Consider the following 17,094-nt stretch of genomic DNA (forward strand, 5'->3'; position numbering starts at 1 on the left):
GAGAGCTGAGCCCCGCGTTGGAAAGCGTGCGCGACGGGTTAAAATTGCCGGGTGAGAAACCCTCTCCGTACGAGATCCGTACAGGCACCACACCGTATCCGAGCCTACCTCGCCGCCACCGCAGAGAGCCCCGTCGTGCTCGTGGCGGGAAGCGAGGAGTCGGCCGAGCGCTACGCCCGCGAGGCGGCGTGTTTCACGCAGGATGCGGTCGTGCACCTGCCCTCGCGCGGGACTATCTACGGGGACGTCTTCGACCCGCCCGCCGCGAACGTCGGCAGGAGACAGCGGGCGCTGCACGCTTTGGGCCGGGCGCGCATCGTCGTGGCCGGACCACTCGCGTTCGCCGAGAGGACCCCGATCTACGAGCCACTTGAGCTCTCCGGCGGCGTGGAGCTGGAGTTCGACGAGGCTCTGGAGAGACTCGCCCGGCTCGGGTACGAGCGGGTGGACAGGATCTCGCGTCCCGGGGAGTTCGCCGTGCGCGGCGGGATCGTGGACCTCTTCCCGAGCACCCGGCGCTCCCCGGTGCGCGTCGAGTGGTGGGGGGACGAGGTGGAGAGCGTGCGGGTCGTCTCCCTGGCGACCCAGCGGGTCGTGAAGGATCTGAAGGCGGTGACGGTCTACGCTGCGCGCGAGGCCGACCTGGCGGCGCTCGCCGCGGAGAGCGGGGAGGAGCTGCCCGAAGAGGTGCTCCGGGGGGTGAGGGTGCCGGGGCTCGACCGGCTGCTCCTCGGCCTCGATCCCGTCTCGCCGCGCGAGCTTTTGCCGGAAGGTGTCGAGATCTGGCGCGAGGAGCCGCAGGAGGCGCTGCCGGAAGACCTGGGCGGTCTGGTGCGCGAGCTCTACGACACGGCGCCCGAGCCGGATCTCGAGTTCACCGGTGCGGAGGATGGTGAGGCGGTCCTGGCGCCGCCGGTGGTGGCGTTCGGGGGCGGGCTGCGAGAGGTCGCCAGGAGGCTCGAGGCGCTCGTCGCGGACGGGCTTGCGGTTTTCATCGCCTGCGGTTCGGGGAGCGAGGTCAAGCGCACCGTCTACGCCTTCGGCGAGATCGGACGCGAGGTGAGAGAGGCCGCCCGCGTGGACGCGAACCTTCCTCCCGGGCTCTACGCCGTACCCGGCGAGGTAGAGGAGGGTTTCGTCTACCCGGAGGACGGAATCGCGGTCGTCAGGCGCGGGGATTTCCTGGGGAGGAGGGTGAAGAGCCGCAGGGGCGGCCGGACGCCGACGAGCTTTGCCGATCTCAAGCCCGGAGATCTCGTTGTGCACGACACGCAGGGTATCGGGCGCTTCGAGGGGCTCGTGGCGCGGGAGGCCCTGGGTGTCACCCGCGACTACATGGAGGTCAGCTACCGGGGCGGGGACAGGCTGTTCGTGCCCTACGAGCAGATGGACCTCTTGCACAAGTACGTGGGCGGCGAAGGGGCGCGGCTGGACCGGCTCGGCGGGAGTTCGTGGGCGCAGGTCACCGAGAGGGTCAGGAAGCGGGTCAAGGCGCTCGCCGGGGAGCTGCTGCGGCTGCACATCGTGCGCGCCTCGGCCGAAGGGTTCGCGTTTCCGGAGGACACGGAGTGGGAGCGGGAGCTCGAGGAGAGCTTCCCCTACCAGGAGACCCCGGACCAGCAGGCCGCGATCGCCGCGGTCAAGGCCGACATGCAGAGGCCGAAGCCGATGGACCGGCTGGTGTGCGGGGACGTGGGCTTCGGGAAGACCGAGGTCGCGGTCAGGGCGGCGTTCAAGGCGGCGCTCGCGGGCAAGCAGACGATGATGCTCGCGCCGACCACCCTGCTCGTCCAGCAGCACGAGCGCACCTTCCGCGAGCGGCTGGAGCGCTTCGCGGTGCGCGTCGAGAGCCTCTCGCGGTTCACATCCCCGGCGGAGAGGAGGCGTATCCTCGAAGGGTTCGCCGCCGGGGAGGTAGACATCCTCATCGGGACGCATGCCCTGCTCGGGGCGGAGGTGAGGCCGAAGGATCTCGGGCTCGTCGTGATCGACGAAGAGCAGCGCTTCGGGGTCGAGCACAAGGAGAGGATCAAACAACTCAAGGCCTCGGTCGACGTACTCACGCTCACGGCCACCCCGATCCCGCGCACGATGCAGATGGCGCTCTCCTCCCTGCGGGACATAAGCGTGATCGAGACGCCGCCTGCGGGGAGGAGGCCCGTGCTCACCCATGTCGGGCCCTACGACGAGGACATCGTGCGGCGGGCGGTAGAGCGCGAGCTCGGACGGGGCGGTCAGGTCTTCTTCGTGCACAACCGCATCGAGACCATAGAGGAGAGGGCCGAGCAGCTGCGCGGGCTGGTCCCCGGAGCGCGTTTCACGGTGGTTCATGGTCGGATGCCCGAGCGGGAGCTCGAGGGCAAGATGCGCTCGTTCCTCGAAGGAGAGGTGGACGTGCTCGTCGCCACGACGATCATCGAGACAGGGCTCGACGTGGGGACGGCGAACACGCTCATCGTCGAGCGGGCGGACGCTCTGGGGCTTGCGCAGCTCTACCACCTGAGGGGAAGGATCGGACGCTCCTCCGAGCAGGCCTACGCCTACCTCTTCGCGCCGCTCGGGGCGACGCGGGAGGCCCAGAGGCGGCTCGAGGCGCTTCTGGACTTCACCGAGCTCGGGAGCGGGTTCGCGGTCGCGATGCGGGACCTCGAGATCCGGGGCGCGGGCAACCTGCTCGGTGCGGAGCAGTCGGGGCACATAGCGGCCGTGGGCTTCGAGATGTACCTGCGGCTTCTGGAGGAGGCCGTCGAGGAGGCCCGGGGGAGGCCCGCAGCGCGGAGAGACGAGGCGCCGGTCGTGGTCGAGGTGCCGCTCGACGCGTACCTGCCGCCGGATTACGTGCAGGACGAGATAGAGCGGGTCTCCCTCTACCAGCGGGCCTCCGGCGCAGGGAGCATCGAGGAGGTCGGGGAGCTCGCCGAAGAGCTCGCCGACCGCTTCGGGGAGCCGCCTGCTCCCGCGCTCAACCTGCTCGGGATCACGCGCGTCAAGCTGCTCGCGAGGAGGGTGGGGGCCAGGTCCGTCTCCTACCGGCAGGGGACGCTCACCATCTCCGGGGTCACGCCCGATGCCAGGGCCGTTTCGGCCCTCGAGCGGACGACCGGAGCAGAGGTGAGCGGTCGGGCCGGGCGCCTGAGCCTGCGCGGGGTGGAGGGAGAACCGCTCGAGGTCGCCGAGCGGGCGCTCGGGGCGCTCGGGCGCACCATGCTATAATCGCGGGCGTTTTGGGATCCAACCAGCTCGAGGTGAGATCTTGCGTTTTCTGAGCGGATCGTGGCGCCAGAGATCTCTGGTGACGTGGGGGTTGATCCTGTTCCTCGCCGCGGTGCTCTCCGGTTGCTCCGCCGCTTCCACGGTCGCCAACGTCGAGACGGGCTCGAGGAAGGTGGCCGTCTTCGACGGCGGTCAGATCACGCAGAGCGAGGTACAGAAGCAAATCGACGCGCTCGCCCGCCAGAGCGGGCTCAAGGAGGCGCCGCAGCCCGGCTCCGCCCAGTACAAGGCCGCCGTCTCGCAGGTCATGCCCCAGCTGGTGGACACCAAGATCGCCGAGGCCTACGCCAGAGAGCACGGGATCTCCGTCTCCAGCGGAGAGGTCCAGAAGGCCCTCGAGAACTTCAAGAAGCAGGCCGGTCAGCAGGCCCGGCAGCAGTTCGGCACCAACCTCAGCGACGAGGAGGCCTTCCGGCAGGTGCTCAAAGGTTACGGGATAAACGAGAGCCAGGCCCGGCAGCAGATCCGGGTGGGGCTTCTCGTACGGAAGGTCGAGGACAGGGTCACGGGGAACGTGAGCCCCTCCGAGAAGCAGATAAAGAGCTACTACGAGAAGAACAGGGCCCAGTTCAAAGTTCCCGAGCGCCGTTGCTTCAGCGCGATAGTCTTCGCCCCGGACAAGAAAAAGCAGAAGGAGCAGGCCGAGAAGGTGAAGGGCAAGCTCGAGAACGGCGGGGACTTCGCGAAGCTCGCGAAGAAGTACTCCCAGGACCCCCGCAGCGCGAAGAAAGGGGGGAAGGTGGGGTGCGTCAGCGAGGGGCAGATCTCCCTCTCCGCGCTGGACAAGGCGATCTTTTCGGCGAAGAAGGGGAAGGTGGCGGGGCCCGTCGAGGTCAAGAACCTCGGCTACTACCTGATCGAGGTGACGAAGATAGAGCCCGGGCACACCACGCCGCTCGAGAAGGTCGCCCCGCAGATAAAGCAGCACCTCGCGCAGCAGGAGCGGGCCAGGGCCTTTCAGCGGTGGCTCGAGCAGCAGAAGAAGTCGCGTGACGTGAAGTACCTGCCGGACTACAGGCCGCAGGGATCGACCTCCTGAAGGCTCTGGCGCTCTGCGTCCTGAAGGCGTAGAGTAGAGGGACGACGAGCCTTACATCCGAGAGACAGGAGGGCAGCTTCATGACGGAGATCGTCTCGGTCCGCGCGCGGGAGATCCTCGACTCCAGAGGGAACCCCACGGTCGAGGTGGAGCTCATCACGGCCAGCGGGTTCGCGGGCCGGGCGGCCGTGCCCTCCGGGGCCTCCACCGGGCAGAACGAGGCGGTGGAGCTGCGGGACGGCGAGAAGGAGCGCTACGGCGGCAAAGGCGTGCGGCGGGCGGTCGAGAACGTCGAGACCGAGCTGGCCGAGGTGGTAGTCGGGATGGACGCCACCGACCAGCGGGCGCTCGACCTCGCGATGATCGAGGCCGACGGCACGCCGAACAAGGGCAGGCTAGGGGCGAACGCGATCCTCGGGGTCTCGATGGCGGCGGCGAAGGCCGCGGCCGAGGCTGCGGACCTGCCGCTCTACCGCTACCTGGGCGGCGCGGGCGCCTCCACGCTCCCGGTTCCCTGCTGCAACATCCTCAACGGCGGGGCGCACGCGGCGAACAACGTGGACTTCCAGGAATGCATGGTCGTCCCGGTCGGCTTCGAGAGCTTCTCGGAGGGCATCCGGGCGGTCTCCGAGATCTACCAGAGCCTCAAGAAGCTCATCGGCGAGAAGGGGCTCGCCGGCGGCATCGGGGACGAGGGGGGCTTCGCCCCGGACCTCTCGAGCAACGGCGAGGCGCTCGCGCTCGTCGCCGAAGCGGTGGAGCGGAGCGGATATTCTCTGGGGGATCAGATCTGCTTCGCCTTGGACCCGGCGGCCTCGGAGTTCTACCGCGACGGCGTCTACGAGCTCGCCGGGGAGGGGAAGAAACTCTCGAGCGGGGAGCTCATCGGCTACTACGAGGAGCTCGCCGGGGAGTATCCGATCATAAGCCTCGAGGACGGGCTCGCCGAGGAGGACTGGAACGGTTGGGCCGAGCTGACGAAGCGGCTCGGCGGCAGGATGCAGCTCGTGGGGGACGACATCTTCGTCACCAACCCGAAGATCCTCGCCCGCGGCATCGAGCGAGGGATAGGGAACTCTATCCTGGTGAAGGTCAACCAGATCGGCACGATAACCGAGACGCTGGAGACGATCGAGCTCGCGCACAAGGCGGGCTACACCACGATGATCAGCCACCGCAGCGGCGAGACCGAGGACACCACCATCGCCGATCTCGCGGTGGCGGTCAACGCCGGGCAGATAAAGAGCGGCGCCCCCGCGCGGAGCGAGCGTGTGGCCAAGTACAACCAGCTCCTCCGCATAGAGGAGTCGCTCGGGGAGGCGGCGATCTACCCGGGACGCACCGCGTTCGAACCCCGCGGAGGCAGGAGCTAGAGAGATGCGGCGCACCAAGATAGTCGCGACTTTAGGGCCCGCGACCTCCTCCGAGGAAGCCATAGAGGCGATCCTGCGCGCCGGCGTCGACGTGGTGCGGTTCAACTTCAGCCACGGGGACCAGGAGATGCACCGGCACAACGCAGAGGTCGTGCGCGGGGTCTCCGCACGGCTCGGACGCAACGTGGCGATCATGCAGGACATCCAGGGCCCGAAGATACGGACGGGGGAGGTCGAGGGGGACACCGAGCTCGTCGAGGGACACCGGGTGGTGATCGCGCCGGGGGATTTCGTCGGGGACGCGAGCCGGCTGCCGACCTCCTACGAGCGGATCGCCGAGGACGTCGAGCCCGGGCACAGGGTGCTCATAGACGACGGCCTGATCGGGCTCGAGGTCGAGGAGATAAAGAACGGCGAGGTCGTCTGCAAGGTGATAGAGGGCGGGCCCGTCTCCTCGCACAAGGGCCTCAACTTCCCGGACTCCTCGCTCTCGATCCACGGCCTCACCGAGAAGGACGTGGAGGATCTGCGCTTCGGGGTCGAGGTGTTGAAGCCCGACTGGATCGCCGCCTCCTTCGTGCGCACTGGCCAGGAGGTGCGCGACATAAAGCGCCTCATAAAGGAGTTCGGCGGCGACGTCCCCGTGATCTCCAAGATAGAGAAGCACGAGGCCATAGACGACATCGAGGAGATCATAGAGGCCTCCGACGGGGTGATGGTCGCGCGGGGGGACCTCGCCGTCGAGCTCTCGGCCGAGCGGGTGCCGATCGAGCAGAAGCGCATCGTCGCCCGCTGCCGGCGGCTGGGACGCCCGGTGATCGTCGCGACCCAGATGCTCGATTCGATGATCCGCAACCCCCGTCCGACCCGCGCCGAGGTCTCCGACGTGGCGAACGCGATCTTCGACCGCACCGACGCGGTGATGCTGAGCGGGGAGACGGCGGTGGGCCGCTACCCGGTGCAGAGCGTGGAGGAGATGGACCGGGTCTGCCGGGCGGCGGAGGCGGCGATCAACTACGGGAGGGACATCGCCGCCTCGGCTTCCTGGGGGCGGGGCGACCGTTACGACGCGGTCACCCACGCGGCCTGCGAGCTGGCCGAGGTGCTCGACGCGGAGGCGATCCTGACCGCCACCCAGAGCGGGCTCTCGTGCATCCGGGCGGCGCGCTTCCGGCCGCCGAACCGCATCCTCGCGGTGAGCCCCGAGGAGAGGACCGTGCGCCGCCTCGCGCTGGTCTGGGGGGTGACGGCCATCCAGGGGGAGCAGGCCGGCTCGCTCGCGGAGCGCTTCCGGGAGGCGATCGAGGCGGCCGAGAGCACGGGGTGCGTGAAGGAGGGGGACGAGATCATCGTGATCGGGGGGACCGCCGGGCCCGTGCCGGGCTCGACCAACACCCTGCAGGTCCACACGGTGGGCGAGGACCGGTGAGACGGCGCGCCCGGCACCGGTACCGTCCGGCGGCCGTGATGCTCTACGCCGTGCTCATCGGGCTGCTCCTGTCGTCCTACGTCTCGCCGCTGCGCCAGATCTTCGTGGACCGCTCGGAGATCTCTTCCCTCCAGCAGAGCCTCGCGCATCTGCGGGAGCGCAACACGCGGCTGACCGATCAGGCGCGGAGCCTCCAGACCCCATCCGGGATAGAACGGGCCGCGCGCGAGCGCTACGGGATGATAAAACCGGGCGAGAAGGTCTACATCCTGCGCGAGCGTGGTGGAGAGAAGTAGCCCGCAGGAAAGGGAGATCGTGGCGCGCCAGCTCGGGCGCGAGCCCCGGCCCTTCCGGGTCGCCGCCCGCTGTCCCTACGGCGCGCCGAGCGTGATCGAGAACGAGACCGGACGCGAGATGCCGACCCGCTTCTGGCTGACCTGCCCCAGTCTGGTGCGGGCCGTCTCCCGGGTGGAGTCCGCCGGAGGGGTCAGGCAGGCCTGGCGGGAGGTCGGTCCCGGGGTGGTGGAGGGGATCCACGAGGAGCACCGCGCCCGCTACGGGAGCCGGGTCGCCGGCGTCGGGGAGGGGGGCGGCGTGAAGTGCCTGCACGCCTTCACCGCGCTCCACCTCGCCGGGGCCATCCCCAACCCAGTCGCGGAGTGGACCCTCGATCGGGTGGACGAACCGTACCCGAAGGACGGGTGTTGCTCGCTCTGAGGCGGCTTTGGCCGCCGGGTTCGTTGCTGGTATATTCTTGAACGACCCGGGGGCGTAGCCCAATCGGCAGAGGCAGCGGACTTAAAATCCGCCCAGTGTGGGTTCGAGTCCCACCGCCCCTACTCCACCCCTTCTTGCCTATCCAGGCGGGCCCGGGGTCTCTGCGGGACGCTAATCGTTTTCTCAGGATCGCGGATTGCAATCCCGGCTATGAAGGCTCCTGAGCTGAAGCGTGGGAGGGTATTGGAGCCGGCGGGTGATCTCCGGGACGGGACGGCTCCCACCGTCTCCCGCAGGGGCTTCCTGAAGCTGGGCCTCACGCTGGCGGGCGTGGTCGGATTTCTCGGGGCCGACGGGAGGATACCTCCACCTGCTCCACATCGAACGGGACGGGCGAACGCGCATGTCTCACCCGCCGTACTCGAGCTGAACGACGGCTGGGAGTACGGGCGGCTCGAGGAGCCCGGGCTCTGGCCTTACCGGGGGCCTTCCCGCTACGAGGAGGCCGTGCTCCCGCACACCGTCGTGCGTCTCTCGTGGTGCGACTGGAGGCCCGAGCGCTGGCAGCACCTGTGGGTCTACCGGCGGGAGGTGATCGCCGACGGGAACGCCCTCGCCGGGCGCGTGTTCGTGGAGTTCGCCGGGATCCTGACCGGGGCCCTGCTCTACGTTAACGGGCGCTTCGCCGGCAGGCATCTCGGGGGATACGTGCCGTTCGAGCGGGAGATCACGCGCTTTCTCAGACCCGGGAAGAACGAGCTCGCCGTGGTCGTCGATGCCCGCTGGGGGCAGAACGTCCCGCCGGACAGGCCCCGGCCCTACGGGCCCGCCTCCATCGACTACTGGCAGCCGGGGGGCATCTACCGGGAGGCGTACCTCAGGGTGTACCCGCAGACGTTCCTGGCGTACCCGTTCGCCCGTCCGGCCGACGTTCTCGACCCGGCGCGCAGGCGTCTAGAGGTCGAGTGCCTGATCGACTCGGCGCAGAGGACGCCTTCTCCCGTGCACGTGAGGGCCGAGCTTCTTCAGGGCGGGAGCGTGATCTCTGAGAGTACCGTCCGACTCCCGGGGTTGGAGCCGGGCCGCAGGAGGGTGCACCTCACGCTCACCTCTCTCGGAGACGTGAAGCTCTGGGACGTGCGGAGCCCGAACCTGTACGACGTCGCCCTCAGCCTGATCCTGGCGGGACGAGTCGTCCACCGCCTCCAGACCCGGACCGGCTTCCGGGAGGCACGCTTCACCAGGGAAGGTTTCTTCCTCAACGGGCACCGCCTGAAGCTCTTCGGTCTCAACAGGCACCAGTTCTATCCCTACGTCGGGGGGGCGATGCCCGCGCGGGTGCAGCGCAGAGACGCCGAGATCCTCAAAAGAGAGCTTGGCTGCAACATGGTCCGCTGCTCGCACTATCCGCAGTCGGAGGCCTTCCTCGACGCCTGCGACGAGCTCGGGCTGCTGGTCTGGGAAGAGGCCCCGGGCTGGGACTACATCGGCGATGCGAGCTGGCGGGGCTACGTACTGCGGGACGTGCGGCGCATGATCCTGCGGGACCGCAACCACCCCTCGATCGTCATCTGGGGGACGCGCCTCAACGAGACGCGCAACGACCCCGCGCTCTACCGCAGGACGCGCGAGATCGCGCGGGATCTCGACGGCTCGCGTCCCACGACCGGCGCGGTCAAGCGCGCCCCCGAGGAGTCCGGGGGGATCAAGGAGAGCCGGAAAGGAAGGGAAGAGGACCCATACTCGACGCGGAGCTTTGCGGAGGATGTCTTCTCCTTCAACGACTACACCAGGAAGTACGTCCGGAGCAGGACGGGGAACTTCCGGCTGCCGGTGCTGAGGCCGCCGAGGGTGGACATGCCCTACCTGGTGAGCGAGGCGATAGGTGCGATAGTCGGTCCGCACTTCTACCGCAGGATCGACACCGGGCGCGTGCAGCAGGAGCAGGCGATACTGCACGCCGCGGTGCACGACCGGGCCGCCTCCGACGAGCGCTACTGCGGGCTGCTGGCGTGGAGCGCATTCGACTACCCCTCGGGCCACGGCTACTCTTTCCGGGGGGTAAAGTGGACCGGCGTCTGCGACGTCTTCCGGGTTCCCAAGCCGGGGGCGGCCTTCTACCGCGCGCAGGTCGATCCTTCGGTGCGCCCCGTGATCGAACCGGCCTTCTACTGGGACTTCGGGCCGTACGCGCCCCCGGGAGGACCCGGCCGGAAGTCCACCATCTGGTCCAACTGCGAGCGGCTGGAGGTCTTCGTCGGGGGGAGGCACTTCGCCTCGCTGCTCCCGGACCGCGCGGACTTTCCCCACCTCGAGCACCCGCCTTTCGTCGTGGACCTCACCGTGGACGGTTCGGGGTACCCCGAGCTCAGGATAGACGGCTACGTCCGGGGCCGGCGTGTCATCACGCGCAGGTTCTCCTCCGACCCTTCGGGGGACCGTCTGCTCCTCAAGCTCGACGACGATCGTCTCCTCGCGGACGGCTCGGACATGACCCGGGCTTACTTTCAGGTGGTGGATCGCTACGGCGCGCCCCGGTACCGCGCCTCTGGCCGGGTCTACCTCCACCTCAGCGGACCCGCGCTGTTGGTCGGAGACAACCCGTTCGACCTCGGAGCCAACGGGGGAACGGGGGCCGTCTGGATCAGGTCGAAAAAGGGTGCTCCGGGACGGGTGCGCCTCGTGGCGAGATGTCCGCTGCTCGGCTCTTCCTCCGCGAGCCTCTACGTCCTCCCGGCCGGGTAGGAAAAGCTTTATCGAATGTTTACCTCCCTCTCAGGAAATTCTAAGGCTGCGTCTGCAGACTCATGGTTCGCCATGCGGGAGAGACCGGACGGACGGGTTCCAGGGCGACTCCCCGGCGGGGAGCCGGGAGGGAGTGCCGCCGGTGTGTCCTGTGGTCCGAGATGAGCGAGAACGTGCTGCAGACGGGTGATTCAATCCGGGCCCCTGGTCCCGCCTGGGGGCTGCGGACCCGGCTGGTTCTGGCGGGGGTCGGCGTAGAGGCCGATGCGGCCGTCGTGGAGCTGGTGGATGCCCTGGAGAGACACAGCGCGCAGACCGCGGAGCACTCCCGCCGCGTGTGCTCGCTCGCGGGCAGGATCGCCCTCGCCATGGACCTCTCCTCCGAAAGAGTCCGCGCCGTGGCTCTCGCGGCCCTCCTGCACGACGTCGGGAAGCTCTTTGTCCCGAAAGACCTGCTCGCCGGGGAGGGGGCGCTGGACGAGCGGGGGTGGGCCCGCATGAGGCTCCACCCGGAGCTCGGCGCGGCGCTGGTGCGCGAGGTTTTGCCAGGGACGGAAGTCCCGGGCGCCGTGCTCTCCCACCACGAGAGGCTCGACGGCAGCGGGTACCCGTCGGGGCTCAGGGAGGGAGAGATCCCGCTCGAGGCCCGGATCGTCGCCGTGGCGGACGCCTACGATGCGCTGGTGGGCGATAGGCCCTACCACCGGCCTCTGGGCTCGAAAGACGCGCTCGACGTGCTGGGTGCTGCGGCGGGCCTCACGCTGGACGGGTGCGTTTTCGACACCCTCTCCGCCCTGATATTGCAGGACGTGCGCCGGGAGGCGGGTTCGCCGTGAAGCGCCGGAGGGTGGCGACGTTCTTCTCCGTGGCCGCCGTGCTGCTCGTACTGGGGGGCGGGGCCTTCGCCGGCTACAACTACTACATGTACCGCACCTTCTGGGGTGACCCCAACGTCAACCACGGCGCATCGGGGACCGTACAGACCCACTACTTCTACTCCAGGGCCCTGGGGGAGACGGTGCGGTATCTCATCTACCTGCCCCCGGGCTACGGGGCTCTGCAAAACCACTTCGAGCACTACCCCGTCGTCTACCTGCTGCACGGCTCCCCCGGCCGCCCCGAGGACTGGGTGAACGTCGGCGGGATCAAAGACAGGATGGATGCCCTGATCTCCGAGGGCAAGGTCCGGCCCATGATCGTGGTCATGCCCCAGGGCAACCCCTCGCAGTTCTCCCCCTCCTCGGAGTACGTGAACGGAGCGGAGGGAGATTGGGCGACGTACATCACCCGGGATCTCGTGCGGCAGATAGACGAGCACTACCGCACGGTGGATGGCCCCGGCGGGCGGGCGATAGCCGGTCTCTCGGAGGGAGGATTCGGAGCCGCCAATTTGGGCCTCAAACACCGCGGCGAGTACGGGGTGATCGGGAGCTTCTCCGGGTATTTCAAGATGTTCCCGAACGACGCCAGGCGTCTCTTCGGGCACCGGGCCCGCGTGGAGGCCCTCCGCAACAGCCCGATGGACTACCTGAGCCATCTGAAGGGAAAGCTCCCCGCCTTCTACCTCTACGCCGGCAGGAGCGACGGCGTGTTCCTCCGCCAGACCGGGCGGTTCGCGCACGAGCTCGAGCGCAGGCACGCGGACCTCTCCTTCCATGTCTACAGTGGCGGACACTCGTGGGCTCTGTGGAGGGCACACCTCTCGGCTTTCCTGATCTTCGCGAGCAGGCATCTGGAGTAGAGGGGGCTTTCTTGCTGTGAGAACGGAGATCGAGAAACGGCCCCTGCGCAAGAGGATCGGCCCTCTGGTGGAGACGCTGTCCGGGCACATCCTGCCGTGCACGGCGAGAAGATGGGCCGTCCGGCTGGTCGCGCTCGCGGCCCTTTACAACGGCGTGCTGGAGATACTCTGGGTCCAGATCGTGCGGGTGCCGGAGAGAAACATCTCCTCCAGCCTGCCCTTCGGTCTGCACTACTGGAACCGGACCCTGAGCCTCGTCTTCGGGCTCGCCCTCGTCTACCTCTCGCTCAACCTCTGGCGACGCAAACGTGTCGCCTGGCAGCTGGCCACCGCCAGCTCGGCCGCGATCATCGTGGGGCACCTGTTCTTCCGGGCGATGAAGCTCTACCGGGGGGTGCCCCACCACGTGCACCATCCGGAGCACTGGTTCGTCGTGCCGGCGTTGACCCTCGCCCTTTTGCTCGCCTTCCGCGGGGAGTTCACGGTCCGCAGCGAGCCGCGCAGCATGAAGCGCGGCCTACTGCTGATGGGGGGGAGCCTGCTGTTCGCGCTCGCCTACGGCACGCTCGGCTTCTGGCTCCTCGACCGGCGGGACTTCGGGACGAACTTCAGGCTCGCCGCGTCGTTCGTGCAGACGCTGCGTGCCTACGCCCTGCTCGGGACCGGACTTCCCAGACCCCGTACGGCGCAGGCGGAGTGGTTCTTGGACTCGCTGGGCTGGACCGGCCTGATGAGCGGCGCGTTCGCCGCCTACAGCCTCTTCAGGCCGCTCTCCTACCGGTACAGGGTCCTTCCGCACGAGCGGGAGAGGGCCGGCAAGCTGCTGCACCGGTACGGGGGGACCTCCCTCGACTACTTCAAGCTTCAGCCGGACAAGTCCTACTTCTTCTCGAAGGACGGCTCCGCTTTCATTGCTTACGGTGTGGCCCGGGGTGTCGCGCTCGTGCTGGGCGATCCCTCGGGCCGTCGGGAAGCCTTCGCGGGGCTCGTAAAGGACTTCCTCGATTTCTGCACCGACAACGGGTGGATGGCGGCGTTCTACGAGGCCGAAGAGCATCTCCTGCCGCTCTACGAGTCTTTCGGGATGCAGGCGGTGCTCATAGGTGAGGAGGCCATCGTGGACCTCGACCGTTTCGGCGAGCGGACGTCGCATCGCAAGTGGTTCCGCTACGTGGTGCGCAGGCTCGAGCGGGAGGGGTACACCTTCGAGCGGGCGGAGCCCCCGCACCGGGGGCCTCTGCTGTCGGAGGTGGAGGAGGTCTCCCGCGCCTGGCTCTCGCTGCCCGGCAGGAGGGAGCGGGGCTTCACGATAGGGTCCTTCTCCCCGGAGTACGTCGGCGGCACGCCGCTCTTTTTGGTCCGGGACCCGGACGGCCGCGTCGTGGCCTTCGCCAACGAGGTCCCCTCCTACAGGGAGGGCGAGGCCACGATAGACCTCATGCGCCACAGGCCGGAGGTGCCCAACGGCACGATGGACTACCTGCTCACGAAGACCATGCTCCACCTGAGGGAGCGGGGATACAGGACCTTCGATCTGGGGCTCGCCCCTCTCTCCGGTACGGGGGGGCGTCCCGGTGCGCCGCTGGAGGAGAGGATCCTCGGGCAGCTCTCCGAGCCTCTCACGCGCTTCTTCTCCTACAAGGGGCTGAAGAACTACAAGGCGAAGTTCGAGCCTCGTTGGGAGAGGCGCTTTCTGGTCTACAGGGGGAGGTTGAGCGGACCGACCAGGGTGGTGCTCGCGCTGGTGATGCTCACCGAGGGTGGATGAGGCATGAGCCGGTGGAAGGTTCTGGCGGGTGTGGCGCTCCTCGCCGTCGCCATCCCGGCGGGGGCCGTCCTGGTCGTACAGGCCCGGGGTGATGTGAGCGGGGTGCTCGTACGGGCCCGGCCCTGGCCGGTCGGCGCGGCGTTGCTGCTCACCGCGGCATCCTACCTCTTCCTCAGCGGATCGTTCGCCGTGCTCGGACGCGTCTTCGGCGTCTCCCTGGCCCGGAGGGAGCTGTTTACGGTAGGGTTCGTCTCCTGCGCGCTCGGTTACCTCACCTCTGCTGGAGGGGCCGCGGGCTACTCGCTCAGGGTGCTCGTGGCGAGGCGCCGCGGCCGGCCGGCGGAGAACATGCTCGCCGCCTCGATGGCCCACTCGGTGATGAACAACCTGATCCTGGTGCTGCTCGTCCCGGCCGGGGGGATCCTGCTGCTCGGCAGCGCCCGCCTTTCGGCGGGGTGGGGGGCGGATGGGAGGGGGGTCGTGCTCTTCGCCGGGATCCTGGCGGCGCTGGCGGCGCTCGTCTCGGTTCGGAGGGTCAGGCTTCCATTGTGGCGTGCGTTGCAGGGGACGTTCGCGGGGGGGTTCCTCGGGCGGCTGTGGGGCGAGATCCGCGGAGGGGTCGCCCTGCTCCGCTCCAGACCGCGCAACGCCCTCGTGCCGCTCGCCCTCTCGGTCGCCGACTGGGGGTGCAGTGCGGGAGCGCTCTGGTTCTGCTTCGACGCGTTGGGGTACCACCTCGCACCCGCCGTCCTCCTCGCCGGCTTCGTCCTCGGGGCGGTGGCCGGCGCCGCCTCGATGGTTCCCGGCGGGCTCGGTGTGCAGGAGGCGTCGATGTCCGCGCTCTTCGCTCTGCTCGGCGTACCTCTGGGCAAGGCGGTTCTCGCCGCGTTGCTGTTCCGGATCGTCTACTACGTGCTGCCGTTCATGGTGAGCCTGCCCCTGTACCGGGGGCTTCTCCGCCGAGAGGCCGTCACCAGGGTGCCGGGTGTCGGGTATATAATCCCCGCCGGAGAAGAAAGCTGCCCGAAAGAGGAGGTGAGCGATCCTTGAGCCACGCGGACGAAGGCCCGAGTAGTAGAGGGTCGCTCGCCTCGCGTCCGATCACCGGGTAGCGGCCCGCTCCCCACCGGAGCGTCATCCCACCCCGGGGAGGGCGTGGTTGGTCGACCATCCTGCTTCCCCGGGGTCCGTGCTCGAAGGATCCTCGCCTCCTGAGTCGATGCGCTCACGGAGAGGAGGTGGAGAGTGTCTCAGAGAGTGCGGACTTTCCCGAGCCGGCAGGCTCTCGGGAGGATGCCCTTCGGGATGGTGGACGTCGTGGTGCTGGCGGGCATCTTCCTGTTGCTGTTCGCGGTGGTGTGGGCCGGACGGGGTATGGTCTCCTCTTTCACCCCCTCGCGGCCGGTGCGGGTGAGCACCGATCCGGCCGAGCTTCCCTACTATGCGCTGCGCAGCGCGATCCGGATGTTCGTGGCCCTGTTTTTCTCGGTCGTGTTCACGCTGGGCTACGGATATCTCGCTGCTAAGAGCCGCAGGGCCGAGAAGGTTCTCGTGCCGGCTCTGGATATCCTGCAGTCGGTGCCCGTGCTGGGCTTCCTCTCTGTGACCGTCACGGGGTTCATAGCGCTCTTCCCCCACAGCATGCTGGGCCTGGAGTGTGCTTCGATCTTCGCCATCTTCACCGCACAGGCCTGGAACATGACGTTCAGCTTCTACCACTCGGTCAGGGCGCTGCCGCGCGAGCTCGACGAGCTGAGCCGGATGCTCAGGCTCACCCGCTGGCAGCGCTTCTGGAAGATCGAGGTGCCGAACTCGATAGTCGGGTTGGTGTGGAACGGGATGATGAGCTTCGGTGGGGCGTGGTTCTTCCTCGCCGCCTCCGAGTCGATCAGCGTGCTCAACCACGACTACCAGCTGCCGGGTGTCGGCTCGTTCGCCGCCGAGGCGATAAGGAGGGGGAACCTGGGTGGGGTGGTCCTCGCGATAGTCACGATGGCCTTCATGGTCGTCGCGATAAACTTCCTGTTCTGGCGCCCGATCACCGCGTGGGCCGAGCGCTTCAAGGTCGAAGAGGCGGAGGCCGCCGAGGTGCAGAGATCCTGGGTGCTGGAGGTGCTGCGGCGTTCGATCTTCGCGTCTCTCGCCGGGTCAGCCTGGGCGGTCGTGACCGAGCCGCTCGGCAGGATGATGCGGATACTGGGGCGCGATGGGGAGTATCCGTCGGGGGGCGGGTTGCCTGGCGGAAGGAAGCTCCCCGGGCGTACAGGGGACTTTATCTTCGCCGCCTTCGTACTCCTCCCGATAGCTTACGGGATCTACCGCATGGCTGACTACGTGCTCAGGGGGGTGGGGCTGGGTGGTCTGGGTGGGGCTTTCCTGCTCGGCGCGTTCACGCTCGGACGGGTTTTCGCCGTGCTCGTTTTCGCGACCCTCGTCTGGGTGCCGGTAGGGGTTTGGATCGGGCTCAACCCCAGAGTGGCACGCCTGGCACAGCCGCTGATACAGGTTCTGGCGAGCTTCCCGGCCAATCTGCTCTTCCCCTTCGCTACGCTGCTCTTCTTGAAGTACGGTATCAGCCTGAACCTCGGCGGCATCCTTCTGATGGCACTGGGTTCGCAGTGGTACATCCTGTTCAACACCATAGCAGGGGCCATGGCCATACCGACCGACCTGCGGGAGGCAGCCGAGGCGAGCGGGCTCAGAAGGTGGAAGAGGTGGCGGTACCTGATCCTCCCGGGCATATTCCCGGCGTACGTGACGGGGGGGATCACGGCGGCCGGAGGGGCCTGGAACGCTTCGATCGTGGCCGAGGTTGTGCGCTACGGTGGCACCACGCTCACCGCCTCCGGCCTCGGGGCTTACATCACCCGGGCGACGGCGACCGGGCAGTGGCCTCAGATCCTCACCGGCGTTGCGGTGATGAGCCTCTACGTTGTGGCCTTCAATCGCCTGCTCTGGCGCAGGCTCTACGCTCTGGCAGAGACCCGTTACTCGCTGTAGGAGGAGAAG

12 protein-coding genes and 1 tRNA gene are annotated in these 17,094 nt (G+C 68.2%); all 13 read left to right on the top strand.

Translation table 11 applies throughout. The annotated features are described in order from the left end of the window. Positions 1–135: 135 nt before the first annotated feature. The 13 genes from mfd to PJB24_RS00810 all read left to right on the top strand — a co-directional run bounded on the left by mfd (position 136) and on the right by PJB24_RS00810 (position 17,085). A complete protein-coding gene (gene mfd / locus PJB24_RS00750) occupies positions 136–3,213 on the top strand; it encodes a transcription-repair coupling factor (protein ID WP_273841627.1) in 3,078 nt (1,025 codons plus the stop codon). Between the two features lie 79 nt (positions 3,214–3,292). Beyond that, entirely contained in the window at positions 3,293–4,312 is a 1,020-nt protein-coding gene (locus tag PJB24_RS00755) for a peptidyl-prolyl cis-trans isomerase (RefSeq protein ID WP_273841629.1), read from the top strand. A gap of 80 nt (positions 4,313–4,392) precedes the next feature. Next, the gene (gene eno, locus PJB24_RS00760; RefSeq protein WP_273841631.1) at positions 4,393–5,685 is read left to right on the top strand and encodes a phosphopyruvate hydratase; all 1,293 of its coding nucleotides are present in this window, start codon (positions 4,393–4,395) and stop codon (positions 5,683–5,685) included. A 4-nt stretch (positions 5,686–5,689) separates the two neighbouring features. Then, complete coding sequence (gene pyk / locus PJB24_RS00765; protein ID WP_273841633.1) at positions 5,690–7,114, top strand: pyruvate kinase; 1,425 nt, start codon at positions 5,690–5,692, stop codon at positions 7,112–7,114. Beyond that, positions 7,111–7,410 (top strand): FtsB family cell division protein, encoded by a 300-nt coding sequence (locus PJB24_RS00770; protein WP_273841634.1) that lies wholly within the window; start codon positions 7,111–7,113, stop codon positions 7,408–7,410. Before pyk ends, PJB24_RS00770 begins: the two co-directional genes overlap by 4 nt. After that, on the top strand, positions 7,394–7,831 hold the full coding sequence (locus PJB24_RS00775; RefSeq protein WP_273841636.1) for a DUF501 domain-containing protein: 438 nt from the start codon (positions 7,394–7,396) through the stop codon (positions 7,829–7,831). Before PJB24_RS00770 ends, PJB24_RS00775 begins: the two co-directional genes overlap by 17 nt. Positions 7,832–7,879: 48 nt before the next feature. Further along, positions 7,880–7,953: transfer RNA gene (locus PJB24_RS00780), tRNA-Leu, on the top strand. A gap of 88 nt (positions 7,954–8,041) precedes the next feature. Continuing rightward, a complete protein-coding gene (locus PJB24_RS00785; protein WP_273841637.1) occupies positions 8,042–10,576 on the top strand; it encodes a glycoside hydrolase family 2 protein in 2,535 nt (844 codons plus the stop codon). Positions 10,577–10,737: 161 nt separating this feature from the next. Next, positions 10,738–11,412, top strand: coding sequence for an HD-GYP domain-containing protein (locus PJB24_RS00790; RefSeq protein WP_273841639.1), 675 nt, complete (start codon positions 10,738–10,740; stop codon positions 11,410–11,412). Further along, complete coding sequence (locus PJB24_RS00795) at positions 11,409–12,317, top strand: alpha/beta hydrolase (RefSeq protein WP_273841641.1); 909 nt, start codon at positions 11,409–11,411, stop codon at positions 12,315–12,317. Before PJB24_RS00790 ends, PJB24_RS00795 begins: the two co-directional genes overlap by 4 nt. 16 nt (positions 12,318–12,333) lie before the next feature. Then, positions 12,334–14,085 carry a bifunctional lysylphosphatidylglycerol flippase/synthetase MprF gene (locus PJB24_RS00800; RefSeq protein WP_273841643.1) on the top strand — a complete coding sequence of 584 codons (1,752 nt, stop codon included), beginning with the start codon at positions 12,334–12,336 and terminating at the stop codon, positions 14,083–14,085. 3 nt (positions 14,086–14,088) lie between these two features. Then, positions 14,089–15,135: a lysylphosphatidylglycerol synthase transmembrane domain-containing protein gene (locus tag PJB24_RS00805; protein WP_273841644.1), complete on the top strand. Its 1,047-nt coding sequence runs from the start codon at positions 14,089–14,091 to the stop codon at positions 15,133–15,135. A gap of 243 nt (positions 15,136–15,378) precedes the next feature. Beyond that, on the top strand, positions 15,379–17,085 hold the full coding sequence (locus tag PJB24_RS00810) for an ABC transporter permease (protein ID WP_420541860.1): 1,707 nt from the start codon (positions 15,379–15,381) through the stop codon (positions 17,083–17,085). Positions 17,086–17,094: the final 9 nt, after the last annotated feature.

This window comes from Rubrobacter calidifluminis (assembly GCF_028617075.1).
GTDB lineage: Bacteria > Actinomycetota > Rubrobacteria > Rubrobacterales > Rubrobacteraceae > Rubrobacter_E > Rubrobacter_E calidifluminis.

Excerpts from the sequence above, each read along its gene's own strand:
- eno (WP_273841631.1), top strand. The coding sequence starts at position 4,393 with ATGACGGAGATCGTCTCGGTCCGCGCGCGGGAGATCCTCGACTCCAGA.
- pyk (WP_273841633.1), top strand. The coding sequence starts at position 5,690 with ATGCGGCGCACCAAGATAGTCGCGACTTTAGGGCCCGCGACCTCCTCC.
- PJB24_RS00785 (WP_273841637.1), top strand. The coding sequence starts at position 8,042 with ATGAAGGCTCCTGAGCTGAAGCGTGGGAGGGTATTGGAGCCGGCGGGT.
- PJB24_RS00790 (WP_273841639.1), top strand. The coding sequence starts at position 10,738 with ATGAGCGAGAACGTGCTGCAGACGGGTGATTCAATCCGGGCCCCTGGT.
- PJB24_RS00805 (WP_273841644.1), top strand. The coding sequence starts at position 14,089 with ATGAGCCGGTGGAAGGTTCTGGCGGGTGTGGCGCTCCTCGCCGTCGCC.
- PJB24_RS00810 (WP_420541860.1), top strand. The coding sequence starts at position 15,379 with ATGCCCTTCGGGATGGTGGACGTCGTGGTGCTGGCGGGCATCTTCCTG.